We start from the raw sequence: 23364 nt of genomic DNA on the forward strand, positions 1-23364 counted from the left end.
GGTTCCAGCGGAACCCCCAACCTGCCCGTAAGGGAAGACCCCTATACCGCTCCCTCAGAACGGTCCTGCGCGAATCCTCGGAACGGTCCTGAGCGAACCGTCACGCAGGAACGATGTTCACCAGCTTCGGCGCCCGCACGATCACCTTGCGGATCCCCGCGCCGTCCAGCGCCGCCACGACCCTCTCGTCGGCCAGCGCCACCTTCTCCAGCTCGGCGTCGGAGATGGCCGGGGAGACCTCCAGGCGCGCCTTGACCTTGCCCTTGATCTGCACGACGCAGGTCACGGACTCGTCCACGACGTACGCCGGGTCGGCGACCGGGAAGTCCCGGTGGACCACCGAGTCGGTGTGGCCCAGCTTGCGCCACAGTTCCTCGGCGATGTGCGGGGCCAGGGGCGCGATCAGCAGCACCAGGCGCTCCGCGACCGACTTCGGCACCGAGCCGCCCACCTTCGTCAGGTGGTTGTTCAGCTCGGTGATCTTGGCGATCGCGGTGTTGAACCGCATGCCGTCCAGGTCTTGGCGCACCCCGTCGATGGCCTTGTGCAGGGCGCGCAGGGTGGACTCGTCGATGTCCGCCTCGGCGACGTCGGCGACGGTGACCTCACCGGTCGACTCGTCGACGATCAGGCGCCACAGCCGCTGCAGCAGGCGGTACTGACCGACGACCGCGCGCGTGTCCCAGGGACGCGACACGTCCAGGGGGCCCATGGCCATCTCGTACAGGCGCAGGGTGTCCGCGCCGTACTCGTCGCAGATCTCGTCCGGCGTGACGGCGTTCTTCAGGGACTTGCCCATCTTGCCCAGCTCGCGCTTGACCGGCTCGCCCTCGAAGAAGAACTTGCCGTCGCGCTCCTCGACCTCGGTGGCCGGCACCGGGAAGCCGCGGCTGTCCCGGTAGACGTAGGCCTGGATCATGCCCTGGTTGTACAGCTTGTGGAACGGCTCGGCGGACGAGATGTGGCCCAGGTCGAACAGGACCTTCGACCAGAAGCGCGCGTACAGCAGGTGCAGTACCGCGTGCTCGGCACCGCCCACGTACAGGTCGACGCCGCCGGTCGGCTGGCCTTCGCGCGGGCCCATCCAGTACTGCTCGACGGCCGGGTCGACCAGCTGCTGGTCGTTGCGCGGGTCCAGGTAGCGCAGCTCGTACCAGCACGAGCCCGCCCAGTTGGGCATGGTGTTGGTCTCGCGGCGGTAGGTGCGCGGGCCGTCGCCCAGGTCCAGGGTGACGTGGACCCAGTCCTCGTTGCGGGAGAGCGGCGTCTCCGGAGAGGTGTTCGCGTCGTCCGGGTCGAAGGTGCGCGGGGAGTAGTCGTCGACCTCCGGCAGCTCCAGGGGCAGCATCGACTCGGGCAGCGCGTGGGCGACGCCGTCCTCGTCGTAGACGATCGGGAAGGGCTCGCCCCAGTAGCGCTGGCGGCTGAACAGCCAGTCGCGCAGGCGGAAGTTGACGGTGCCCTCGCCGATGCCGCGGGTGGCCAGCCAGCCGGTGATGCGGGCCTTGGCGCCCGTGACGTCCATGCCGTCGAGGGAGATCTCCTGGTTCGCGGAGTTGATCAGCTTCGCCTCGTAGGAGGAGAAGGCGTCGTCCCACGTCCTGGTGTCGGTGCCGCGGTCGTCGGAGGGCTCCACCACGCAGCGCATCGGCAGGTTGAAGGCGCGCGCGAAGGCGAAGTCGCGGCTGTCGTGCGCCGGGACGGCCATGATCGCGCCGGTGCCGTAACCCATCAGTACGTAGTCGGCGATGAAGACCGGGACCTGCTCGCCGCTGACCGGGTTGGTGGCGTAGACGCCGGTGAAGACGCCGGTCTTCTCCTTGGCGTCGGCCTGGCGCTCGACGTCGGACTTGGCGGCGGCGAACGCGCGGTACTTGGCGACGGCCTCGGCCGGGGTGGCGTGCCCGCCGGTCCACGTCTCGTGGGTGCCCTCGGGCCAGGTGTCCGGGATGACCGTGTCGACCAGGTCGTGCTCGGGCGCCAGGACCATGTAGGTCGCGCCGAACAGGGTGTCCTGGCGGGTGGTGAAGACGGTGATCCCGTCGCCCTCGATGCCCACGGGGAAGCGCACGCGGGCGCCTTCGGAGCGGCCGATCCAGTTGCGCTGCTGCAGCTTGATGGCCTCGGGCCAGTCCAGCGCGTCCAGGTCGTCCAGCAGGCGGTCGGCGTACGCGGTGATGCGCATGTTCCACTGGCGCAGCTTGGACTTGAAGACGGGGAAGTTGCCGCGCTCGGAGCGGCCGTCGGCGGTGACTTCCTCGTTGGCCAGGACGGTGCCCAGGCCGGGGCACCAGTTGACGGGCGCGTCGGAGGCGTAGGCCAGGCGGTACTGGCTCAGCACCTCGGCGCGCTCGACGGCGTCCAGCTCGCTCCACGCGCGCGTGGAGTCCGGTACGGCGCGCTCACCGCTCTCGAACTGGGCGACGAGGTCGGCGATCGGGCGGGCCTTCGCGGCGTCGGCGTCGTACCAGGAGTTGAAGATCTGGACGAAGATCCACTGGGTCCACTTGTAGTACTCGGGGTCGATCGTCGCGAACGAGCGCCGCTTGTCGTGGCCCAGGCCCAGCGCGCGCAGCTGGGCCTTCATGTTCTCGATGTTGGCCTCGGTGGAGACCCGCGGGTGGGTGCCGGTCTGCACCGCGTACTGCTCGGCGGGCAGGCCGAAGGCGTCGAAGCCCAGGGTGTGCAGGACGTTGTGTCCTGTCATGCGCTGGAAGCGCGCGAAGACGTCCGTGGCGATGTATCCCAGGGGGTGGCCGACGTGCAGGCCCGCTCCGGAGGGGTACGGGAACATGTCCATGATGAACTTCTTGGGCTTGGCGACCAGCGCGGCCTCCGCCTCGTCCCGCGCGGCCATGTCGCCGTTCGGGTTCGGCGCCTCGTAGGTGCCGTCGGCGTCCCAGAAGTCCTGCCAGCGTGCCTCGATGTCAGCGGCCAGAGCGGCCGTGTAGCGGTGCGGCGCGGCCACCTCGGAGGGGGCAGCAGAATTCGTCTCGCTCATGATCCTCAAAGCTCCATCGATCGTCTCTGCCTGCGGAATTGACCGTGCTGGTCAAACAAAAATGCCCCTCGCACAGGAGGGGACGCCGCGCCGATTCCGACCGCGATTCACCGGCGGTCGGGACTGATCAGCGCGGCCCGCTAAGCAGAAGGCGTACGGCACGCATGGCGCCAGGGTACCGCAGCCCTCCCGCGGCCCGCGACGAGCTTCCGCGGCCCGGCATGCGGACGCCACCACTCCCAAGCATTGGCCAAGGGTTACTCCGCGTACCGCCCACTATCGGGGCAACACCAAGATCGTGTCGCACTTTGATAACAACGCAATAACTCAAACCCCGTACCCACCGGTATGGAGCGACTTAGCATGCGGCGGACCGAACCATCTCGGAGCCGCCCCCATGAACCCTCTGCACCCGCACCGCAAGAGCCGTTCCCTCCCGCGTTCCGCCGCCCGGTCACCCGCTCCACGGGCCCTGGGCATCGGCGCACTGCTCCTGATACCCCTGCTCGTCTTCGCGGGCGGTGACGCCCTGCGGGCCGCCATCGACTTCACCGCCGGCGTCCTCTCCCTGGTCTCACTGACCGCCGCCGTGGTCTGGGGCCTGGTGGCCACCGACCGCCTGTTCCTGCACTCCCGCCAGCGCCTGCTCGCCCAGGCCGTGCACCGCGCCACCGCGATCGCCTCCGTCGGCTTCCTGCTCCTGCACGGCACCGTCAAGGTCGCGCTCGACCACGTGTCGCTGTTCGGCGCCCTGATGCCCTTCGGGCTCGGCGTCACGGGCAGCGCCGGACTCATCGGGCTCGGCTCGCTCGCGGGCCTCCTGATGGTCACCACGGCCGTCACCGGAGCCCTCCGGAGCGCCTTCGCCTCTCCCGCGCGGATCGCGTCGCGCTGGCGGGCGATGCACATGCTCGCCTACCCCGCCTGGTGCTCGGCGCTGATCCACGGCCTGTACGCGGGCCGTGAGCCCAAGCCCTGGGTGGTCACTCTGTACGCGCTGTGCCTGGTCGCGGTCGCCGGAGCGGTCGCCCTCCGCGCGGCACCGCCCCCGGTCAAGCGGAAGGTCGCCGCCCGCGTCCTCGCCCTGCTCGAACCGGAACGCGCCGCCCCGCGCCAGGAAGAGCCTCCCGCGCGGGACACCCTCTCCGCCCCGCTGCCCGGCACCAACGCCCCCGCCCCCGCCGCGGACCCCGTGGTCGGCATCTCCGCGGCCTACCGCGCCCTGACCGTCACCGCACCCCCGCCGCCCCGCGCCGACCCCGCGGGGCGCTGGCCCGCGCCCTCCCCGCCGCTACCCGCCGAGTCCCCCTACGTCGCACCCCAGCCGACGTACGACACCACGCCCCAGCCCGTCTACGACCCGTCGTACGACGCTCCCCTCGACCCCGCGTACGACAGCGGCCCCGCCACCGAACCGCTGTACCGGCCCTTTCAGGCCCCCAGCACGGGCGAGCCCTGGAACGCCGCCACCGGAGGCCACCCGTGAACGCCTCGCTCCCCGACGTCCCCGAAGTCCGCGTCGTCGGCCTGCCCCTGCTCACCTCGGGCTTCGACCTCGTCGAACGCCTCGACCTCTCCATGCACCTGAAGGTGCACGGCCCGCTGGAGCCGATGGCGGGCGAACCGCTCGCCCGCCTCGCCGAGGACATCGCGCTGCGGGGCCGCGGCGGCGCGGGCTTCCCCTTCGCCCGGAAGCTGCGGTCCGTCGCCGACGCGGCGATCCGCCGCGGCATACGCCCCGTGGTCGTCGTCAACGGCAGCGAGGACGAGCCCGCCTGCCGCAAGGACACCGTCCTGATCAACCGCGCGCCGCACCTCATCCTCGACGGCGCCCTCCTCGCCGCCGAGGCGATCGGGGCGCGCACCCTGGTCGTCGGTGTGACCCGTGACTCGACCGAGGCGTCGATGCGCACCGCACTGGCCGAGCGCGGACTCGGCGACCGGCGCGGGTCGGCCCTCCGCGCGCGCGTGCAGCGCAATCCGGTGCGCATGGTCACCGGGGAGTCCTCCGCCCTCGTCCGCTCGGCGGACGGCGGACCGCCACTGCCGCCGGGCCGCAAGGTGCGGACGTCCGACTCCGGAGTGGGCGGCGCCCCCACCCTGCTCTCCAACGCGGAGACCTTCGCCCAGCTCGCCGTCGCCGCACGGACCGGCGCCGACCGCTACTGCCGCACCGGCCTGCGCGACGAACCCGGCACCGTCCTGCTGACCCTCTCCGGGGCGGTCGCCCGGCCGATGGTCGTCGAGGTGCCCACCGGAGTGCCTCTGCAGTACGTCCTCCAGCTCGCCGGCGCACCGGCCCTCCCCCAGGGAGTGCTGACGGGCGGCTATCACGGCAGGTGGCTCGACGGGATGACGGCCCACGACGCCGTGGTCTCCCGCGCCTCCCTGGACGCGTGCGGGGGCGCGCTCGGCGCGGGCGCGATCCTGCCGATCGGCGAGGGCACCTGCCCGCTGGGCGAGTCGCTGCGGATCGCGCACTGGCTGGCCGCCGAGAGCAGCGGACAGTGCGGCCCCTGCTACCTCGGCCTGCCCGCGGCCGCCCGAGGTCTCGCCGACGTCCTCCACGGCGGCGGGCCGACCGCTCTCGAAGCGCTGCGCGAGGTGACCCGGGCCGTGAAGCGGCGCGGCGCGTGCAAGCACCCGGACGGCTCGGCGGCCTTCCTGGAGTCGTCGATCTCGGCGTTCACGGACGACCTCGCCGCGCACGTCCTGGGCGGCGGATGCGGCCGTCCCGTCGAGGGCGTCCTCCCTCTCCAGGAGGACACGCCGCCGACAGAGGCCCCCAGTGGCCGCACGCTGGCCGTCGACTGGACGCTCTGCCAGGGGCACGGTCTCTGCGCGGACATCGTCCCGGAGCTGATCCAGCTGGGCCCGGACGGCTTTCCTTCGGTAGCGGAGGCGTCCGTACCGCGATACTCCGAAGCGCGCGCCACCCGGGCCGTGCGGCGCTGCCCCGCGCTCGCCCTGCGCATCGAGGAGGCAGCGAAGGAGGCTTCCCCGTCCCGCACGACATTGCCCGCGGCGGTCCCGCCGGGCCGAAGTCGTCGCGCACTCGGCAGCGGACGGCAATAGGAGACGACAAGGCATGAAAAAGCGGGCCACCCGATTCGGGTGGCCCGCTCATATCCTGTGGAGCTAAGGAGAATTGAACTCCTGACCTCCTGCATGCCATGCAGGCGCTCTACCAACTGAGCTATAGCCCCTTGCCTGTCCGCCCGGTTTCCCCGGCGGCTTCGCCAACATTACACGGTCATACCCGTGCTCCACCAAATCGTTTCCGGTCTGCTCCGGTCTGGGTGGTTACGGGCGGTACTGTCAGCCTTCGTGACCGTGCTCGCGCTCCCCGCCGCCCGCCGCCGCGTGCCACTGGCCGCCGGGGCCTGCCTGCTCTCCTTCACGGCCTTCTGGCTCGCCCAGCGCGCCGCTGACGTCTCGATGATCGACCTCATGGTCTACCGGGCCGAGGGCGAGACCGTGCGCGCGGGCGGCGACCTCTACGCGCTGCGCACCACCGAGGCCCATCTGCCCACCACATACCCGCCGTTCGCCGCGCTGCTCTTCACGCCCCTGACCCTGCTGGACACGGCGGTCATGCGGACCCTCGCGACGCTGGGGAACCTGGCGCTCCTGATCGCCCTCGTGCACCTGTCCCTACGGTTGGTCCACGGCGAACGGCACGCGCGCGTGGAGAGCGTTCTGTGGGCGTCCGCCCTCGTCGTGTGGTGCGAGCCGGTGTGGACGACGCTGCGCTACGGCCAGATCAACCTGCTGCTCGCCGTCCTCGTCCTGTGGGACCTGTCCCGGCGTCCCGGGCACCGCTGGGCGGGCGTGGGCATCGGCGTCGCGGCGGCGATCAAGCTCACGCCCGCGCTCTTCGCGGTCCTCCTGCTGCTCACCGGGGCCGCCGAGGCCGTGCGGCGCGGGCCGTGGCGGGCGGCCGTGCGGCACGCGTGCGTGGCGGCCGTGGCGTTCGCCGGGGCGACGCTTCTCGCGGCCGTCGTCCTGCCGTACGACTCGCGGCGGTTCTGGACCCGGATGGTCTTCGAGGCGGGCCGCGTCGGGCTGGCCGAGGACACCGCGAACCAGTCGCTGCGCGGCGTCCTGGCGCGGCTCCTGCACACCGGGGAGCCCGGCACCCCCTGGGCTCTCGCGGCCGCCGCGGCCGGCGCGCTCGGCCTCGCGGTGGCGGTGGCCGCCGCGCTGCGCGGGGAAAGGGCCTGGGCGGCGCTCTGCTGCGCCGCCACGGCGCTCCTGGTGAGCCCCGTGTCGTGGTCGCACCACTGGGTGTGGTGCGTGCCGATGGTGCTGCTCCTGCGGGCGGAGGCGGTGCGCGGGGGCGAGCGGGCGAGGCGGACGGCGGTCGGGGCCGTGTACCTGGTGTTCTGCTCGTACGCCCTGTGGTGGGTGCCGCATGGAGTGGGGCGGCTCGAACTCGACCAGAACTATGGCCAGATGACGCTGTCCGCCCTCTACGTAGTGACCGCTTTTGCGTTCTTGTGTGCTGCCGTCACGCGGTGGCGAACGAGTAGAACCGCTTGAGGGTGCAGTGCTCGTCGAGGAGCCTGCCGTAGATCGGCTCCCCCTCGAGCTCGCGGTACGTCTCGATGGGGTCGCCTTTTATGATCAGCGCCCGTGCGCATTCCTCGCACCAGTACTGGTAGTCCGGGTTGACCGGTTCCATGTCGCGGACGATCGGCGTACCACTGCCGCACCAATCGCATTTCCGCCGGTGTGCACCCATCGATCAGCTCCAGCTGTGGCCGCAGGCGGTGCACACGTACGAGACTCCGCCGTTGTCACCGAGTACTTGGGCGACGTGGGACGAGCCGCAGGAAGGGCAGTCGAGGAGCGTGCGGAGCGCGGACCGTTCTCGTACCGCCGCCGCTTCGGAGGGGTGGTCGACCTCTCCGAAGATGCTCGCAGGCATCGCTCTCTCCCTCCCGTCGGGCGTCCCCTTCCGGCCGTCCGATTCTGCCACGGTCTGCGCGGCCCGGGGGGAGGAGGTCGTGGCGGAGCGCACAGAAAAATCCCGCCCCCTGATGGGGACGGGATTTCCGGGACTGTGGAGCTAAGGAGAATTGAACTCCTGACCTCCTGCATGCCATGCAGGCGCTCTACCAACTGAGCTATAGCCCCTTGCGTTCTTCCCGCTCGGCGGGCGAACAAGAAGAACTTTAGCCTGCGACCAGCCGGAATGTGAAATCCGGGTCCGGGCGCTCACCGGCAGGCTCAGTCGTCGTCGCCGAGCACCGGTTCCGGCAGCGTGCCGGCGTTGTGCTCAAGCAGCCGCCAGCCCCGCGCGCCGCGGCCGAGGACCGACCAGCAGCAGTTGGTGAGGCCGCCGAGCCCCTCCCAGTGGTGGGGTTCGAGGCCGAGGAGACGGCCGATCGTCGTACGGATCGTGCCGCCGTGGCTGACCACCACCAGCGTGCCGTCCTCGGGCAGCTTCTCGGTGTGGCGCAGGACAATGGGGGCGGCCCGGTCGGCGACCTCGGTCTCCAGCTCGCCGCCGCCGCGGCGCACGGCCTCGCCGCGCTTCCACGCGGCGTACTGGTCGCCGAAGCGAGCGATGATCTCGTCGTGCGTCAGGCCCTGCCACGCCCCCGCATACGTCTCACGGAGCGCCTCCTCGTGCGTGACGGGGAGGCCGGTGATCGCGGAGAGCTCACCCGCCGTGGCCGCGGCGCGCTTGAGGTCGGAGGCGACGATGGCGTCCGGCTTCAGAGACGCGAGCAGCCGGGCGGCGCGCTTGGCCTGGGCGACGCCCGTCTCGGTCAGCTGGATGTCCGTGGAGCCCTGGAAGCGGCGCTCCAGGTTCCACGCCGTCTGCCCGTGCCGCCAGAGGATGATGCGCGGGCCGCGGTGGGTCACCGCAGCTCACCGTCCAGGTCGGCCTCCTCCGCGGCCTGCTGCTCGGCGTGCTCGGCGGCCTTGCCGCGGGTCGACTTGGCGTCCTCCGGCAGGTCGATCTCGGGGCAGTCCTTCCAGAGGCGCTCGAGCGCGTAGAAGACACGCTCCTCGCTGTGCTGGACGTGCACCACGATGTCCACGTAGTCGAGGAGGATCCAGCGGGCGTCGCGGTCGCCCTCACGGCGGACCGGCTTGGCGCCGAGCTGCTTGTTCAGCTGCTCCTCGATCTCGTCGACGATCGACTTGACCTGGCGGTCGTTGGGTGCGGAGGCGAGCAGGAAGGCGTCCGTGATCGACAGCACGTCGCTGACGTCGTACGCGATGATGTCGTGCGCGAGCTTGTCGGCCGCCGCCTGGGCGGCGACGGTGATGAGCTCGGTGGAGCGGTCCGTGGCGGTCACTAGTGAGCTTTCCTTCGGCTGGTGGATACACCCCAAGGGTCTCACGGACCGCCGACAGCGCCCCAGACGATTACGTCACCGCTCCGGCGCGGGCCGTCAGGCACCGCCCGCGCCGACCGCTCTCACCCGGTCCTGTAGTCCTGTCCGAGCACTACGGAGACGTCGGCGTTGCCCGCCGTGCTCCCCTTGCGGACCGCGCTCACCGGCAGGCCGAGGGTCTTGGCGACCTCGGTGGCCTGCTCCTTCTTGTCCGCGTCGGCGTAGGTGACCTGCGATGCGGGCTGGGCCGCCGGGCCCGCGCCGCCGTCGATGAAGGTGTAGCCGCCGTTGACGAGGGAGACCCGGGCGTGCTGGGCCGCGCCCTTCTTCCCGGAGGCGTTCTTCACGCCGACCCGTACGGCCGCGTCCTTGTCCGGACTCCGCACCGCACCGCCGAGCACCTCCTTGACCACGGCCTCCCCGGCGCCGTCGGTCAGCGTGCCGCCCTGTCCCACCGGCAGCAGCGTCGTCTTGTAGTCGCCGCCCTTCGCGCGGTCGGCGAGCTTGGCCAGGAAGGCGCCGAGGTCCTTGTCCTCCAGCGACGGGTCGAGGATCTGGGCGAGCGACTGCACGGTGGTCGTGGCCGCCTGCGGGTCCGACGACAGCTTGCGCAGCACGCCCTGCATGACCGCTCCGAAGCGCTGCAGCTGGTCGGCCTCCCGCTCGCCGGACGCGCGGTAGGTGGCGTAGGCGACGGCCATCCGGCCGCTCAGGGTCTGCTGCTCGCCCTTCTTGACGAGGGGCGCCTCGCCGTTCTTGGCCTTGGGGTCGGGCACGTCGGCGTTCGTGTCGATGTCGATGTTGCCGACGAGTTCGACGAGGTTCTCCAGGTACGGGGTGTCAAGCCGCCACGTGCCCTCGACCTGGGTGCCGAGCACCGTGTCGATCGCGTCGCGGGTGCCGGTCGAGCCGTCGTCGTCCACGGACTTGCCGAGCGTCGTCGGCGTCCCGTCGTCGTCCGACACGGCGAGGGTGTTGGGCAGCAGGACGGTGGCCCCCCGCTCCGTGGTGGCGTTGTTCACCAGGAGCGCGGTCGAGGTGCCGCCGCCCTTGGTGTTGTGCAGGTGCAGGACGATCACGTCGCGCTTCTGCGGTCCTGACGCGGCGGCCGCGCCGCCTTCGCCGCCGGACTGGCCCGGGAGCTTGCCCGCGAACCACAGGTAGCCGACACCGCCGGCGATCACCAGGGCGAGGACCACGACGAGCGCGACGACCCGGGAACGCCCGCGCCGCTTGGCCTCCTCGCGCCGCTCGGTGCGGCTCTCGGTGAACTTCAGCCAGTCGATGACGTCTTCGGATTCTTCGTCCGGCTCCTCGATGAACGAGAACTGCTCGGTCTTGTACTCACCGGGCTGCTCGCGACGGGGCGGGGACGGGGGTGTGGGAGCGGGAGCGGGCGCAGGCTCCGGTGCCGGTGGCTCGGGTTGCTGCTGTTGCTGCTGCTGTTGCTGCTGTTGCTGCTGTTGCTGCGGAATCCAGGCGGTGTCCTGGGGAGTGGCCGTCCCGTAGGGGCTGCCCGTGTTGTCGTACGAGGTCCCGGCACCGCCGTACACGTCGTACCCCTGCTGCCCACCCGCGTACGGGTCGTACCCGTACCCCTGGGACTGCTGAGGCACCTGCGGCTGCTGCGACTGCTGGGGCTGCTGAACCTGCTGGTACACCGGCCGCCCGTACTCGTCGTACCCGACGACCTGGTACTGGTCGGCCGCGTACTCACCCGCGTACTCACCCGCGTACTCGCCCGCATACGGGTCACTGCCCGCATAAGGGTCGTACTGTCGGTCGTTCACCGGTGCCCCTCTCGGCTCATTCGCCGCGGTACAGCTCACGCTTGTCGATATAACGCACCACGCCGTCGGGCACCAGGTACCAGACCGGATCGCCCTTGGCGACCCGGGCGCGGCAGTCCGTGGACGAGATGGCCAGGGCGGGCACCTCCACCAGGGAGACACCGCCCTTGGGCAGCCCGGGGTCGGCCAGCGTGTGGCCCGGCCGGGTGACCCCGATGAAGTGCGCGAGGGAGAACAGCTCTTCCGTGTCGCGCCAGGTGAGGATCTGGCCGAGGGCGTCGGCGCCCGTGATGAAGAAGAGGTCCGTGTCGGGGTTGAGGGCACGCAGATCGCGCAGCGTGTCCGTGGTGTACGTGGCCCCGCCGCGGTCGAGGTCGATGCGGCTGACCGAGAACTGCGGGTTCTCCGCCGTCGCGATGACCGTCATCAGATAACGGTCCTCGGCGGGCGAGACCTGCTTGTCGCTCTTCTGCCACGGCTGGCCGGTCGGCACGAACACCACCTCGTCGAGGTGGAATTGCGCGGCGACCTCACTGGCCGCCACGAGGTGTCCGTGGTGGATCGGATCAAACGTTCCGCCCATGACGCCGAGGCGGCGCTTGCCGTTGCTCACCGGACCGGTCTCCGGACCGGTAGGCATGTCCTGCTCTCCCATGCGTGCAGACCCTACCGGCCCGGCGGACGGGCTCTGTTTCAGCGGTCCCGGTTGAAGCGGGTGGTGATCCACAGGAGCAGCAGGAGGATCACGAACGCGCCTCCGCCGGTGATGAGGGGGCTGAGGCTTTCGTGGTTGCCGCCGTGCTCGCCGCCCTCGGAGGCGAGAGTGACCAGCTGGGCGGCGTTGCTGTGGAGACTCATCTCAGGCAGGACCTATCCGGAGGTGGGATGGACATAAAGACTTCCGGCCCATCGTAAGCGGCAGGCCCGTTCCGCCTTACGCCGACTCAGCCGTTGCGGTGGTCGGCACCCTTGTCGGCGTCCTCGGCCGCACCCTTCTCGGTGTCTGTGTCGGCACCCTTGCCGGCGTCCTCACCGACGTTGTCGTCGGCGCCCGCGCCCCCGGCCCCCTGCCGGTACCCCCGCAACAGGAACCAGCCGACCAGTACGCATCCGACGACCATGACGATCAGCACGATCCGCAGCAGATTGCCCGGCCCCTGCTGCTCCGCGGCCTTGGCCGCCTCCGTGAGCCAGTCGGCCCCAGGGTTGTGCTCCATGACGGAAGACTCCTTCTGTGTGCTGCCCTGTCACGGTATCTCCGCCTAGGCTTGGCCCCACCTCGGGGGCACGAGAGGACGAGACATGGGGGATGCGGCATGACCGACGACAACCAGCACGGCGGGGGCGGCGAGGGCCACGAGCGGGTGCCGAGCCGGCAGCGCAGGCGCTTTCCCGGCATCTCGTCGCGGGCCTACGAGCACCCGGCGGACCGCTCGGCCCTGGTGGCCCTGCGCAAGCTCAGCGGCTTCGACACGGTCTTCAAGGCCCTCAGCGGCCTGCTCCCCGAGCGGAGCCTGAGGCTCCTGTTCCTGTCGGACTCCGTGCGGGTGTCCGACGCGCAGTTCGCGCACCTCAACACCATGCTGCGGGACGCCTGTTACATCCTGGACCTGGAGAAGGTCCCGCCGATGTACGTGAACCAGGACCCGAATCCGAACGCGATGTGCATCGGCCTCGACGAGCCGATCATCGTCGTGACCACGGGCCTGGTCGAGCTGCTCGACGAGGAGGAGATGCGGGCGGTCGTCGGCCACGAGGTGGGCCACGCCCTCTCCGGCCACGCCGTCTACCGCACGATCCTGCTGTTCCTGACGAATCTCGCCCTGAAGGTCGCCTGGATCCCGCTCGGCAACGTCGCGATCATGGCGATCGTGACGGCGCTGCGCGAGTGGTTCCGCAAGTCCGAGCTGTCGGCGGACCGGGCGGGCCTGCTGGTCGGACAGGACCTGAAGGCCTCGATGCGCGGCCTGATGAAGCTGGCGGGCGGCAACCACCTGCACGAGATGAACGTGGACGCGTTCCTGGAGCAGGCCGAGGAGTACGAGGCCGGGGGCGACCTGCGCGACTCCGTCCTGAAGATCCTCAACGTGCTGCCGCGCACGCACCCCTTCGCCGCGGTCCGTGCCGCCGAGCTGAAGAAGTGGGCCGAGTCCCGCGACTTCCAGCGGATCATGGACGGTCACTACCCGCGCCGCGACGAGGACAAGGACACCTCGGTCTCCGACTCCTTCCGGCAGTCGGCCTCGTCGTACGCCGACGACGTGCGCGGCAGCAAGGACCCGCTGATGAAGCTGGTCAACGACCTCGCGGGCGGCGCGGGCGACCTCGGCGGCAGGCTCCGCGGCAAGTTCTCAGGACAGAGCGGCACCGGACAGAGCGGCACCGGCCGGAGCGACAACGGCGGTGCCCCCGAGGACAAGCAGCCGTAGGTCCGCTCAGGACGCGGAGAGCGAGGGCTGGGCCGACGCCGCGAGAGAGCCGCAGAGCGGCGTCGCGCCCCCGGTCGCGTACGGATCGGTGCCCGCCGGGCCGCCCGTCTTCGCCTTCTGCCCGGCGAGCAGCGGCCGCAGGTGGCTCGCCGACTCGGCGGCGCAGGCGAGCGGGCCCGCCTGCGTGGCGGAGGTGAACACCTCGGCGCGGTGCATGCGCAGGTCGTCGCGGTCGAAGCGGAAGTGCAGCTCGCGGCGGACGGTGAACAGCGACGTCCGCGCCCGCTCGTCATCGGCGCCCTTGGCGCGCTCGGCGCCCCCGCGGTCGACCTCCCGCAGCGCGTACACGAACGTGTGGTCCGAGGTCACCTCGAGCGTGTTCTTGTCGGTCTCGACGATCCGCAGCGTGCCGTCGGTCCGCACCCGGTGGTCGGCGAGCGCGGCCCGCGCCGGGTCGAACCGCACGAGCCAGCCCGTCGCCGCGTGCCGCCCGTCGGCCGCCGGACGGTTGAAGCTCCGGTCGAACTGGGCGTACTGCTGCGGGTCGATCAGGAGGCGTACGTCGCGCGGGGAGCCGCCCGCGAGCACGTCCGGGTCGAGCGCGGACTCGACCAGGTAGTCCTTGGCGGTGACGAGCGCCCCCATCACCTGACTGTCCGAGAAGTGCGAAGTGCGGCGCGCGGGCGGGAGGTTGATGCCGCCCGCGCCCACGCGGAACTCGGCGGCGGGGCTGTGTGCGTAGAGGTCGGAGACGCTCTTCGAGCCGGGCACGCGGCCGGCCGGGGCGAGGGGCGTCACCGTCATGCGCAGGGGTTCGGGGCGCTTGGCGGCCGGGGACTGGTACGGGCTGCGCAGGCCCATGTAGATCGCGGTGCCGAAGGCGACGGCGATCAGCACGACGAGGATCAGCAGCTGGCGGGAGAGCGTGCGGTGCAGCCCGGGGCGGCGGCGCACGGCGCGCGTGTGGTCGCCCATGCGCTCCTGCGCGGAGAACTCCTGGAGGCGGGCAGCCCGCACGAACGACTCGTCGAAGACAACCGCTCGGTACTCGTCCTCGCCGCCACCGGCAGCGCCCTCGGGTGTCCCCGCGGGTGGATCTCCTGGCCCGCCCATACCTTCAGAGTAGGTCTCCGGGCCGTCAGGTAAACGCCCTGGTACACGACAAGTTCTGACAACTCATCACGCTGTGCGCCTCAGGGCGTACGTGGCGTCGCGGGCACCGCGGACTGGCTGAACTCGGCGGAGACGGAGGGGCTCGGCGACGTTTCGCTGTCGGCGCTCTGCCCGACCTCGGTGGAGGCGGGCGCGGGCACCTGGCCCTGGCCGCCCGACGAGGCCCCTCGGTAGACGGCGGTGAAGGCGAGGGCGACCATGCCTATGCCCATCAGGAGGGCGAGCATCCAGGCTATGGGGCGGTGCCAGCGGACCTGTCCGGGGTGGCGGCCCGGGCGGCCGTACCCCCCGCCCGGGAGGTCGCGTTCGTAGGCATCGTCGAGGTCGTCGTCGCGGCCGAACTCGGTGCCGTCGTCGGGGCCGAAGCCGTCCTCGAAGAGCTCGTCGTCCGCCGCGTCGTGGCTCCGGCCGCGGGTGCGTGCCCGGCGGGCCTCCGCCTCGGAGGCCTCGGCGCGCGCCTCGGCAGCGGCCAACAGCCGCTCCACCGCGGTCGGTTCATGGACCTCCGCGGCTCGCACGAAGTCCTCGTCGAAGACCACGGAGGCGAACTCTTCGTCCGCACCCCCGCGGTCGCGGTCGTCGTCGGGCTCCCAGCCGTCAGGGAACGACGGCGTGCCCCCCACGTCCTCCGGCACCCCTCCAGCCTAGACCTGGAAGGGTCAATTTGGGCAGGGCGCAGGGGAATTCAGCGGATGTGACCGTCGCCCGTGACGATGTACTTGGTGGAGGTCAGCTCGGGCAGCCCCATGGGGCCGCGCGCGTGCAGCTTCTGGGTGGAGATGCCGATCTCGGCGCCGAAACCGAACTGGCCGCCGTCGGTGAAGCGTGTCGAGGCGTTCACGGCGACCGTGGTGGAGTCGACGAGCTGGGTGAAGCGGCGGGCGGCCTGCTGCGAGGTGGTGACGATGGCCTCGGTGTGCCCGGAGGTCCACAGCCGGATGTGCTCGACGGCCTGCTCCAGCGTGTCGACGACGGCGGCCGCGATGTCGTACGAGAGGTACTCGGTCTCCCAGTCCTCGGTGGCCGCGGGGACGACGGTGGCCTTGCTGCCCTCGGCGTACGTGATGACGCGCTCGTCGGCGTGGACGGTGACGCCGGCCTCGGCGAGGGCGTCCAGGGCGCGCGGCAGGAACGCGTCGGCGATGTCCCGGTGCACGAGCAGGGTCTCGGCGGCGTTGCAGACGCTGGGGCGCTGCGCCTTGGAGTTGATGAGGATGTCGACGGCCATGTCGATGTCGGCCGCGGCGTCCACGTAGACGTGGCAGTTGCCGGTGCCGGTCTCGATGACGGGGACGATGGACTCCTCGACGACCGTCTTGATCAGCGAGGCGCCGCCGCGCGGGATGAGGACGTCGACGAGGCCGCGGGCCCGCATGAGCTCGCGCACGGACTCGCGGTTCTCGCCCGGGACGAGCTGGACGGCGTCGGCGGGCAGCCCGGCGCCGTGCACCGCGTCGCGCAGGACGCGCACGAGGGCCGTGTTCGACGCGTACGCCGAGGACGAGCCGCGGAGCAGGACGGCGTTGCCGGACTTGAGGCAGAGGGCCGCCGCGTCCACGGTGACGTTGGGGCGGGCCTCGTAGATGATCCCGACGACGCCGAGCGGGACGCGGACCTGGCGCAGGTCGATGCCGTTGGGGAGCGTCGAGCCGCGGACGACCTCGCCGACCGGGTCGGGCAGGGCGGCCACGTCGCGCACGTCGGCGGCGATGGCGCGGACCCGCTCGGGGGTGAGGGTGAGCCGGTCGACGATGGACTCGCCGGTGCCGGCCTCGCGGGCGCGCTCCGTGTCCTTGCCGTTGGCCTCGACGATCTCGGCGGTCCGCACCTCGAGCGCGTCGGCGATCGCGAGCAGCGCGTCGTCCTTGACGGACCGCGGCAGCGGGGCGAGCGTGGCGGCGGCGCCGCGGGCGCGGTAGGCGGCCTGGGCGACCGGCGAGAGGTTGTCGTAGGGCGAGACGGGAGAGAGCGACGTCATGCCCGCAGGGTAATCCCCGCGCGTGGGGCGTCCACCCGGTATCCCATTCCCCGAGACCGGTCCGTCCGGTGCCCCGTGGGACTACGGCTCAAAAGGGGTGCACGCCGACGGGGGCGGCCGGTAACGGTCCGTAACCCTCCGCGATGCGTTGGTGATAAGTGTCGCGTCCGATCACCTCGAGCCCCACGATCTCCCACGGGGGCAGCTGGGCGCTCTGCCGGTGCTCGCCCCACAGGCGCAGGGCGACCGCGGCCGCGTCGTGCAGGTCGCGGGCCTCCTCCCAGTAACGGATCTCCGCGTGGTCCGGCGCGTACCTGCTGGTGAGCAGAAAGGGATGGTCGTGGGCGAGCTGTTCGAGACCCCGCCTGACCTCGTCCAACGGCGCTTCGGTGCCCGAGACGCTCAGCGTGACGTGCCACAGGCGGGGCGTCTCCACCGGATCGCTCTCCCGGTTCTCGCCCGCGTCGGCCACGCGTGATCCGTGCGGATCGCTCTCGTACGCCGTCCCCGCGGCGACGCTCGTCAGCGTCCGCTCAGCCGAGCCGCGGGACGCCGCCCCAGGGCGCACTCGTCTCACGACGGCCTCCTTACGCAATGGTGTGCCGATACGCAACGGTCGTGCAGAACTGTCTTCAACAAAGTTGAGCAGGCCAAGCAGTGCCGCGGGGCGGTTTTGGGGAGTTTCACCTTCCGCGGGAGGGTCGGCGGGGGCCGTGCGCGATGGTTTTCAGCCGGGGCGTACGAGGCGTGCGGGACGGACGGTCCGACGCGACCTGGGACTTTTTCCGAGCGCTAGCCGGGCAGCAGGACGAGGTCGTCCCGGTGCACGACTTCCCGCTCGTACGCAGGTCCGAGTTCCTTGGCGAGGTCCCGTGTGGAGCGCCCGATGAGCAACGGGATCTCCTTGGCGTCGAAGTTCACCAGCCCGCGCGCCACCGCACGGCCCGCGGCGTCCCGCAGCTCGACGGGGTCCCCCGCGGTGAACTCCCCCTCGACGGCGGCGATCCCGGCGGGCAGCAGCGACTTGCGCCCCTCGACGACCGCGCGCACCGCCCCGTCGTCCAGGGTGAGGGCACCCCGCGGCTCGGAGGCGTGCTGCAGCCACAGGAGACGGTCGGCGGAGCGGCGTCCGGTGCGGTGGAAGTACGTGCCGGTGGCGCGGCCCGCGAGGGCGTCCCCGGCGTGGCTCGCGGACGTCAGGACGACCGGGATGCCCGCGGCGGCGGCGATCCGGGCGGCCTCGACCTTGGTGACCATGCCACCGGTGCCGACGCCCGCCTTGCCCGCGCTGCCGATCTCGACGTGCGCCATGTCGGCGGGGCCCGTGACCTCGTCGATGCGGGAGGTGCCGGGCTTCGCGGGGTCTCCGTCGTAGAGGCCGTCCACGTCGGAGAGGAGGACGAGGAGGTCGGCGTGGACGAGGTGGGCGACGAGGGCGGCGAGCCGGTCGTTGTCGCCGAAGCGGATCTCGTCGGTCGCCACGGTGTCGTTCTCGTTCACGACGGGCAGCGCGCCCATGGCGAGCAGCTGGTCGAGGGTGCGCGAGGCGTTGCGGTGGTGGGCCCTGCGGGCCATGTCGTCGGAGGTGAGGAGCACCTGTCCGACACGTACGCCGTAGCGCGCGAAGGACGCGGTGTAGCGGGCCACGAGCAGGCCCTGGCCGACGCTGGCCGCGGCCTGCTGGCGGGCGAGGTCCTTGGGGCGGCGGACGAGGCCGAGCGGGGAGAGCCCCGCGGCGATGGCGCCGGAGGAGACGAGCACGATCTCGCGCGTGCCGCCGTCACGGCTCTTGGCGAGCACATCGACGAGGGCGTCGACACGGTCCGCGTCCAGGCCCCCCGATGCGGTGGTCAGGGACGACGACCCGACCTTGACGACGACCCGCCGCGCCTCTGCCACTGACTGCCTTGCCGATGCCACGCTGTTCCCCAAATGATCCCGATGCCCCGGACCCGTGGTCCCGGACCTGCAATCTACGTGAGGCCGCGGGGCGGGCGCCTGCCCGTTCCGAGGCGCGGACCAGGGGTCGGGTCAGCTGGGCGTATTCCCGTGAGAGGGGAAAAACACCTTCGAGGTTCAGTCCCTTTGCCCCTTTATCCGGTGATTGACGTCACGGAAGATTGCTAGGGACCCACTGCGCGTCATACGGTCAGTGGTCGACTTTCGACTCATCTCGGATTTCCCCCCATCCCCTCTTCATCCCCGCCAGGAGCCAAAGCCCGTGCCCTCTGCCGGACTCGCCCCCCGACGCATCGTGCAGCTGTCAGCGCTGTTCGCGATGTTCGCACTGTTCGCGACACAGCTCGCGACCGCGCTGATCCCCTACGTCCCGGTGTTCGTCGCCGCGGCCGCCGCGAACCTCGCGCTCGACATCTATCTGCAGTACAAGCAGCCGGGCCTCCTCTCCCTCCTTGGCAAGATCCGCTTCGACGTCACGGTGCGCCAGCTCCTGCGCGACATGCTGATCGTGGTCGGCCTGCTGCGCATAGACGGCATCGAGCCGCTGGCCGAGCAGTCACCGCTGACGATCGGGCTGCTCACCTTCTACGCGCTGCACTTCGGCTGCCAGGCCGTCGCCGTGCTGGTGCGCCGCACCCGCTCGCTGCCGATCGTCACGCGCAACATCGACACGTCGAAGCTGCACCTGACGGCCGCGCCGCCGCGCATCCTCTCCCGCCGCCAGGCCCACCGCCTGCTGACCTTCTCGGTCCCGACGACGGTCGGCCTGCTGGTCACGGCGGCGACCACCGACGCGTACTGGGGCGGCATCGGGCTCGCCGTCTCCCTCGTCCTGATCGGCGCGGGCGCGCTCTACCTGGCCACCTGGCTGCTTCCGAAGAAGCGGGCGAAGAACGACCAGAAGGTCATGGAGTGGCTCGACGCGTGGCTCGCGGACTACAAGCCGAGCGTCGCCATGTACTTCTCCGGCGGCACCACGTCCGCGTACCAGGCGAACATGTGGCTCTCCACACTCTCCGAGCTCGACGGCAAGCCGCTGATCGTGCTGCGCGAGCGCTTCATGGTCCAGAAGATCGACGCGACGGACGTCCCCATCATCTGCTTCCCGAAGGTCGCCACGATGTTCTCCCTGGAGACGTCGACGCTGAAGATGATGCTGCACCCGGCGAACGCCGCGAAGACCTCGCAGGTCCTGCGCATCCCGACGATCAAGCACGCCTTCATCAACCACGGCGAGAGCGACAAGCTCTCCTCCTGCAACCCGTACGCGAAGGCGTACGACGAGGTGTGGGTGGCCGGTCCCGCGGCCCGCGACCGCTACCAGCTCGCGGACATCGGCGTCGAGGACAAGGACGTCGTCGAGGTCGGCCGTCCGCAGCTGTCGCCGATCCGCCCGTACGTCGGCGCGCCCACCGGCGCGTACACGACCGTGCTGTACGCCCCCACCTGGGAGGGCTGGGACGGCAACCCCGGCAACACCTCGGTGGTCCTGGCCGGCGAGAACATCGTCCGTGAGCTCCTCGCGGACCCGGGCGTGCGCCTCCTCTACAAGCCGCACCCGATGACCGGCTCGCAGAACCCGGAGGCGGGCGCCGCGAACGAGCGCATCAAGGCGATGATCCTGGCCGCCAACGCCAAGCGGTCCGGCGCCCGCCCCGGCGCCGACGCCGCGGCCGAGCTGGTCCGCCGCACCGCGGAGCTGGACCGGCTGACCGCGCGGTCCTTCCGCAAGAGCGCGGACGAACAGGAGCGCATGATGCTCCAGGGCGCCCCCGAGGGCGGCCAGCAGGCGGCGGTGGCTGCGGCGACGGCCGCGTGGGAGACCGCGTTCTGGGCGTCGTTCCCCGAGTGGGAGCACCAGGTCATCACCACCGCGCGTCCCGCGATCTTCACCTGCTTCAACCAGGCCGACCTGCTGATCAGCGACGTCTCCTCGGTCGTCTCCGACTGGCTGAGCAGCGAGAAGCCGTACGCGGTCGCCAATACGGCGGGCATGTCCGAGGCGGAGTTCCGGGCGAGCTTCCCGACGGCGTCCGCGGCGGCGATCCTGACCCCCGAGGCGGACGGCGTGGCTGCCCTCCTGAAGGCCGTACGCGCCCCGGAGCTGGACTCCCACGCCGAGTCCCGCGCGGAGCTCAAGGAGCACCTCCTGGGCCCCTCCGAGCCGCCTTCCCTGGTCCGCTTCAACGCGGCCGCCCTCGCCCTGAGCGCCAAGGCGGACGCCCGCCGCGCCCGCATGGCCACCCGCGTCGACGCGGACATCCCGGGCCAGCGCGTCGCCGAGGAAGCGGCGGAGGAGATGGCACAGGACCCGTCGGAGTCGAACGGCGCGGAGGACTCGGTCACGGCGTGACGGTCTGAACGCACAAGAGGTCTGAACGCACAAGAGAGGGGCCCCGGAGCTCGAAAGCTCCGGGGCCCCACTCTTGTGTGCTTACGGCGGTTCAAGCAGGAGTACTAGAAGGGCTTGAAGTCGTCGTACTCCTTCTGCGCCTCGTCCCGCTCCGCCTCGCGGTCCCTGCGGCGCTGCGCGGCCGGGCGGGGCGCTTCGAGGCGGTGGTCCTCGCCACGGCGGCCCAGCATCTCCGCGCCCGCCATCATCGTCGGCTCCCAGTCGAAGACGACCGCGTTCTCCTCGGGGCCGATGGCGACGCCGTCGCCGTTGCGGGCGCCCGCCTTCATCAGCTCGTCCTCGACGCCGAGGCGGCTGAGGCGGTCCGCGAGGTAGCCCACGGCCTCGTCGTTGTTGAAGTCGGTCTGGCGCACCCAGCGCTCCGGCTTCTCGCCGCGCACGCGGTACAGCGGCTCGCCGCCGATCTCCTCGCGGGTGACCGTGAAGCCGCTGTCGTCCACGGCCTTGGGCCGGATGACGATGCGGGTCGCCTCCTCCTTCGGCTTCGCGGCACGCGCCTCGCCGACCAGCTCGGCGAGGGCGAAGGAGAGCTCCTTGAGGCCCTTGTGCGCGACGGCGGACACCTCGAAGACGCGGTAGCCGCGCTCCTCCAGGTCGGGCCTGACCAGGTCGGCGAGGTCCTGTCCGTCGGGTACGTCGATCTTGTTCAGGACGACGATGCGCGGCCGGTTCTCCAGCCCCGCGCCGTACTCCCGCAGCTCGGCCTCGATGACGTCGAGGTCGGAGACGGGGTCGCGGTCGGACTCCAGGGTCGCCGTGTCGAGGACGTGGACGAGGACGCTGCAGCGCTCGACGTGGCGCAGGAACTCCAGGCCGAGGCCGCGGCCCTGGCTGGCGCCGGGGATGAGGCCGGGCACGTCGGCGACCGTGTAGACGGTCGAGCCCGCCGTCACCACGCCGAGGTTGGGGACGAGCGTCGTGAACGGGTAGTCCGCGATCTTCGGCTTCGCCGCGCTCAGCACGGAGATCAGCGAGGACTTGCCTGCGCTCGGGTAGCCGACGAGGGCGACGTCGGCGACGGTCTTGAGCTCCAGGACGACGTCCCGCTCCTCGCCGGGCACACCGAGCAGCGCGAAGCCGGGGGCCTTGCGGCGGGCAGAGGCGAGCGCCGCGTTGCCGAGGCCGCCGCGGCCGCCCTGGCCCGCGACGAAGGTGGTGCCCTGGCCGACCAGGTCGGCGAGGACGTTGCCCTCCTTGTCGAGGACGACCGTGCCGTCCGGGACGGGCAGGACCAGGTCCTGGCCGTCCTTGCCGGAGCGGTTGTCACCGGCGCCGGGCTGGCCGTTGGTGGCCTTGCGGTGCGGGCTGTGGTGGTAGTCCAGGAGTGTGGTGACGTCCTGGTCGACGACCAGGATCACGTCACCGCCCCGGCCGCCGTTGCCGCCGTCGGGGCCGCCGAGCGGCTTGAACTTCTCACGGTGGACGGAGGCACAGCCGTGGCCCCCGTTACCCGCGGCGGCGTGCAGCTCGACGCGGTCCACGAAGGTGGTCATGGTTGGTGCCTCCAGAAAGATACGGAAATGTCTTAGCTCTAACACGCGAAAGGCGGACCCGCTTCCCGATCAACGGGAAGAGAGGTCCGCCCTCGCAGAACTCGCTCGACGAGCGCCTTGATCAGTCAGAAAGACGGATTCAGGCGGCCGGAACGATGTTCACGACCTTGCGGCCACGGTGGGTACCGAACTCCACCGCACCGGCGTCCAGCGCGAACAGGGTGTCGTCCTTGCCGCGGCCGACGCCCGAGCCCGGGTGGAAGTGGGTGCCGCGCTGGCGGACCAGGATCTCACCGGCGTTGACGACCTGACCGCCGAAGCGCTTCACGCCGAGCCGCTGAGCATTGGAGTCGCGCCCGTTCCGAGTGGACGATGCGCCCTTCTTGTGTGCCATCTTGTCTCAGTCCCTTACTTCGCAGCCGTGGGGATACCGGTGATCTTGATCGCCGTGTACTGCTGACGGTGACCCTGACGACGGCGGTAACCGGTCTTGTTCTTGTAGCGAAGGATGTCGATCTTCGCGCCCTTGTGGTGGTCCACGACCTCGGCCTGGACCTTGATGCCGGCCAGCACCCACGGGTCGCTGGTCACAGCGTCGCCGTCGACAACGAGCAGGGTCGAGAGCTCGACCGTGTCGCCAACCTTGGCAGTGGAAATCTTGTCAACCTCAACGATGTCGTCGACAGCAACCTTGTGCTGGCGACCACCGCTGCGCACGATGGCGTACACGCGGATCTCTCTCTCGCTCGGAACGGGACCCCCGCAGTCCAGCCGC

Annotated in this window: 22 protein-coding genes and 2 tRNA genes; 5 read left to right on the top strand and 19 right to left on the bottom strand. The window is 71.0% G+C overall.

All coding sequences use genetic code 11. The annotated features are described in order from the left end of the window. Nucleotides 1-100 precede the first annotated feature (100 nt). Complete coding sequence (gene leuS, locus NOO62_RS13755; RefSeq protein ID WP_268771185.1) at nt 101-3001, bottom strand: leucine--tRNA ligase; 2901 nt, start codon at nt 2999-3001, stop codon at nt 101-103. 397 nt (nt 3002-3398) lie between these two features. On the opposite strand from leuS, the gene NOO62_RS13760 reads away from it, so the two are divergent. Then, nucleotides 3399-4487 (top strand): hypothetical protein, encoded by a 1089-nt coding sequence (locus NOO62_RS13760; protein ID WP_268771186.1) that lies wholly within the window; start codon nt 3399-3401, stop codon nt 4485-4487. Further along, nucleotides 4484-6076, top strand: a complete 1593-nt coding sequence (locus NOO62_RS13765) for a ferredoxin (RefSeq protein WP_268771187.1) — start codon at nt 4484-4486, stop codon at nt 6074-6076. Before NOO62_RS13760 ends, NOO62_RS13765 begins: the two co-directional genes overlap by 4 nt. A 58-nt stretch (nt 6077-6134) precedes the next feature. Here NOO62_RS13765 and NOO62_RS13770 read toward each other — a convergent pair. Further along, nucleotides 6135-6207: transfer RNA gene (locus tag NOO62_RS13770), tRNA-Ala, on the bottom strand. Between the two features lie 121 nt (nt 6208-6328). On the opposite strand from NOO62_RS13770, the gene NOO62_RS13775 reads away from it, so the two are divergent. After that, a complete protein-coding gene (locus tag NOO62_RS13775) occupies nt 6329-7543 on the top strand; it encodes a glycosyltransferase 87 family protein (RefSeq protein WP_268771188.1) in 1215 nt (404 codons plus the stop codon). On the opposite strand, the gene NOO62_RS13780 is transcribed toward NOO62_RS13775, so the two are convergent. The 9 genes from NOO62_RS13780 to NOO62_RS13820 all read right to left on the bottom strand — a co-directional run bounded on the left by NOO62_RS13780 (nt 7512) and on the right by NOO62_RS13820 (nt 12361). Further along, nucleotides 7512-7745, bottom strand: a complete 234-nt coding sequence (locus NOO62_RS13780) for a hypothetical protein (RefSeq protein ID WP_016643127.1) — start codon at nt 7743-7745, stop codon at nt 7512-7514. The two genes, NOO62_RS13775 and NOO62_RS13780, sit on opposite strands and share 32 nt — an antisense overlap. Nucleotides 7746-7748: 3 nt before the next feature. After that, complete coding sequence (locus tag NOO62_RS13785) at nt 7749-7931, bottom strand: IS1 family transposase (protein WP_150184076.1); 183 nt, start codon at nt 7929-7931, stop codon at nt 7749-7751. Between the two features lie 136 nt (nt 7932-8067). Next, nucleotides 8068-8140, bottom strand: a tRNA-Ala gene (locus NOO62_RS13790). A gap of 93 nt (nt 8141-8233) precedes the next feature. Beyond that, nucleotides 8234-8875: a histidine phosphatase family protein gene (locus NOO62_RS13795; RefSeq protein ID WP_268771189.1), complete on the bottom strand. Its 642-nt coding sequence runs from the start codon at nt 8873-8875 to the stop codon at nt 8234-8236. After that, on the bottom strand, nt 8872-9315 hold the full coding sequence (rsfS, locus tag NOO62_RS13800) for a ribosome silencing factor (RefSeq protein WP_268771190.1): 444 nt from the start codon (nt 9313-9315) through the stop codon (nt 8872-8874). The genes NOO62_RS13795 and rsfS overlap by 4 nt, the downstream gene beginning before the upstream one ends. A 122-nt stretch (nt 9316-9437) precedes the next feature. Then, on the bottom strand, nt 9438-11144 hold the full coding sequence (locus NOO62_RS13805; RefSeq protein ID WP_268771191.1) for an LCP family protein: 1707 nt from the start codon (nt 11142-11144) through the stop codon (nt 9438-9440). A gap of 16 nt (nt 11145-11160) precedes the next feature. Then, a complete protein-coding gene (gene nadD / locus NOO62_RS13810) occupies nt 11161-11799 on the bottom strand; it encodes a nicotinate-nucleotide adenylyltransferase (protein WP_268771192.1) in 639 nt (212 codons plus the stop codon). 38 nt (nt 11800-11837) lie between these two features. Further along, the gene (locus tag NOO62_RS13815; RefSeq protein WP_268771193.1) at nt 11838-12002 is read right to left on the bottom strand and encodes a hypothetical protein; all 165 of its coding nucleotides are present in this window, start codon (nt 12000-12002) and stop codon (nt 11838-11840) included. Between the two features lie 86 nt (nt 12003-12088). Continuing rightward, on the bottom strand, nt 12089-12361 hold the full coding sequence (locus NOO62_RS13820) for a hypothetical protein (protein WP_268775978.1): 273 nt from the start codon (nt 12359-12361) through the stop codon (nt 12089-12091). Nucleotides 12362-12460: 99 nt separating this feature from the next. Here NOO62_RS13820 and NOO62_RS13825 point away from each other — a divergent pair, with 99 nt between their 5' ends. Continuing rightward, the gene (locus NOO62_RS13825; protein WP_268771194.1) at nt 12461-13573 is read left to right on the top strand and encodes a M48 family metallopeptidase; all 1113 of its coding nucleotides are present in this window, start codon (nt 12461-12463) and stop codon (nt 13571-13573) included. Nucleotides 13574-13579: 6 nt separating this feature from the next. Here NOO62_RS13825 and NOO62_RS13830 read toward each other — a convergent pair whose 3' ends face one another. The 5 genes from NOO62_RS13830 to proB form a co-directional block, all read right to left on the bottom strand. Next, complete coding sequence (locus NOO62_RS13830; protein WP_268771195.1) at nt 13580-14686, bottom strand: hypothetical protein; 1107 nt, start codon at nt 14684-14686, stop codon at nt 13580-13582. 80 nt (nt 14687-14766) lie between these two features. Continuing rightward, complete coding sequence (locus tag NOO62_RS13835; RefSeq protein ID WP_268771196.1) at nt 14767-15381, bottom strand: hypothetical protein; 615 nt, start codon at nt 15379-15381, stop codon at nt 14767-14769. 50 nt (nt 15382-15431) lie between these two features. Further along, nucleotides 15432-16724, bottom strand: coding sequence for a glutamate-5-semialdehyde dehydrogenase (locus tag NOO62_RS13840; RefSeq protein WP_268771197.1), 1293 nt, complete (start codon nt 16722-16724; stop codon nt 15432-15434). 88 nt (nt 16725-16812) lie between these two features. Next, on the bottom strand, nt 16813-17292 hold the full coding sequence (locus NOO62_RS13845) for a hypothetical protein (RefSeq protein ID WP_398969979.1): 480 nt from the start codon (nt 17290-17292) through the stop codon (nt 16813-16815). A gap of 224 nt (nt 17293-17516) precedes the next feature. Further along, the gene (proB, locus tag NOO62_RS13850; protein ID WP_268771199.1) at nt 17517-18644 is read right to left on the bottom strand and encodes a glutamate 5-kinase; all 1128 of its coding nucleotides are present in this window, start codon (nt 18642-18644) and stop codon (nt 17517-17519) included. Between the two features lie 301 nt (nt 18645-18945). Between proB and NOO62_RS13855 the strand changes: the two genes are divergently transcribed. Continuing rightward, nucleotides 18946-21036 (top strand): hypothetical protein, encoded by a 2091-nt coding sequence (locus NOO62_RS13855; RefSeq protein WP_268771200.1) that lies wholly within the window; start codon nt 18946-18948, stop codon nt 21034-21036. A gap of 104 nt (nt 21037-21140) precedes the next feature. Here the strand turns inward: NOO62_RS13855 and obgE are convergent, their stop codons facing one another. From obgE to rplU, 3 genes are all read right to left on the bottom strand, one after another. Further along, nucleotides 21141-22589, bottom strand: coding sequence for a GTPase ObgE (gene obgE / locus NOO62_RS13860; protein ID WP_268771201.1), 1449 nt, complete (start codon nt 22587-22589; stop codon nt 21141-21143). Nucleotides 22590-22728: 139 nt separating this feature from the next. Beyond that, nucleotides 22729-22983: a 50S ribosomal protein L27 gene (rpmA, locus tag NOO62_RS13865; protein WP_268771202.1), complete on the bottom strand. Its 255-nt coding sequence runs from the start codon at nt 22981-22983 to the stop codon at nt 22729-22731. 14 nt (nt 22984-22997) lie between these two features. Further along, the gene (gene rplU, locus NOO62_RS13870) at nt 22998-23318 is read right to left on the bottom strand and encodes a 50S ribosomal protein L21 (RefSeq protein ID WP_055566950.1); all 321 of its coding nucleotides are present in this window, start codon (nt 23316-23318) and stop codon (nt 22998-23000) included. Nucleotides 23319-23364: the final 46 nt, after the last annotated feature.

Source organism: Streptomyces sp. Je 1-369 (assembly GCF_026810505.1).
GTDB lineage: Bacteria > Actinomycetota > Actinomycetes > Streptomycetales > Streptomycetaceae > Streptomyces.

What these genes read in the sequence shown, in the direction of transcription:
- NOO62_RS13780 (WP_016643127.1), bottom strand. Translation starts at nt 7,745, where the DNA reads ATGGGTGCACACCGGCGGAAATGCGATTGGTGCGGCAGTGGTACGCCG.
- NOO62_RS13760 (WP_268771186.1), top strand. Translation starts at nt 3,399, where the DNA reads ATGAACCCTCTGCACCCGCACCGCAAGAGCCGTTCCCTCCCGCGTTCC.
- NOO62_RS13830 (WP_268771195.1), bottom strand. Translation starts at nt 14,686, where the DNA reads ATGGGCGGGCCAGGAGATCCACCCGCGGGGACACCCGAGGGCGCTGCC.
- NOO62_RS13815 (WP_268771193.1), bottom strand. Translation starts at nt 12,002, where the DNA reads ATGAGTCTCCACAGCAACGCCGCCCAGCTGGTCACTCTCGCCTCCGAG.
- rpmA (WP_268771202.1), bottom strand. Translation starts at nt 22,983, where the DNA reads ATGGCACACAAGAAGGGCGCATCGTCCACTCGGAACGGGCGCGACTCC.
- leuS (WP_268771185.1), bottom strand. Translation starts at nt 3,001, where the DNA reads ATGAGCGAGACGAATTCTGCTGCCCCCTCCGAGGTGGCCGCGCCGCAC.
- NOO62_RS13820 (WP_268775978.1), bottom strand. Translation starts at nt 12,361, where the DNA reads ATGGAGCACAACCCTGGGGCCGACTGGCTCACGGAGGCGGCCAAGGCC.
- nadD (WP_268771192.1), bottom strand. Translation starts at nt 11,799, where the DNA reads ATGGGAGAGCAGGACATGCCTACCGGTCCGGAGACCGGTCCGGTGAGC.
- obgE (WP_268771201.1), bottom strand. Translation starts at nt 22,589, where the DNA reads ATGACCACCTTCGTGGACCGCGTCGAGCTGCACGCCGCCGCGGGTAAC.
- NOO62_RS13840 (WP_268771197.1), bottom strand. Translation starts at nt 16,724, where the DNA reads ATGACGTCGCTCTCTCCCGTCTCGCCCTACGACAACCTCTCGCCGGTC.
- NOO62_RS13785 (WP_150184076.1), bottom strand. Translation starts at nt 7,931, where the DNA reads ATGCCTGCGAGCATCTTCGGAGAGGTCGACCACCCCTCCGAAGCGGCG.
- NOO62_RS13825 (WP_268771194.1), top strand. Translation starts at nt 12,461, where the DNA reads ATGACCGACGACAACCAGCACGGCGGGGGCGGCGAGGGCCACGAGCGG.